We start from the raw sequence: 472 nt of genomic DNA, 5'->3' as shown, positions 1-472 counted from the left end.
TGCGGTCTTCACCGATTTTATGCAGACTATGTTGGCAGCATGCACACTGTTTTTCATGGTCGTCTAAATCGAGTTCGATAACCTCACGAGGCAAAGTCTTTGGAAGTGGCTTGCGTTTACCACGCTTCTTCGTTGTGGTCGTTGTTACCTCAACCACCTCTCCCTTAGCGGCTTCACATTCCACTTCGTTGAAGAGGTCACCTTGAGATTCATCGTAAGGCTTTAACGCCTCCGAGCGTTTTGCGAACTGGCGGTCGAAAGCAAGTTTGAGTTGCTCAAGCAGAGATTGACGCTCTTGTTTCCATTGGTTTTCTGACGCCATCAGCGCTTTCACCATCGCTTGTAGCTCGGCAATATCTTGGCTTTCTGGGTTGATATCTGGCGTCTTTTTCATGGCATTGATTATACTAAAATCATGCTGTTAACGCTTGGCAGATAAGGCTTTATTATCGATTAAGTCATTGTAAAATCG

General features: G+C 45.6%; 1 pseudogene. It reads right to left on the bottom strand.

Annotated elements, in window-relative coordinates:
- Positions 1-394 (bottom strand): annotated as a pseudogene (locus BCT81_RS00075) (IS66 family transposase); the annotation flags it as partial.
- Positions 395-472: the final 78 nt, after the last annotated feature.

Source organism: Vibrio sp. 10N.261.52.A1 (assembly GCF_002876325.1).
GTDB lineage: Bacteria > Pseudomonadota > Gammaproteobacteria > Enterobacterales > Vibrionaceae > Vibrio > Vibrio chagasii.
This window is presented reverse-complemented; position numbering and strand designations above follow the sequence as displayed.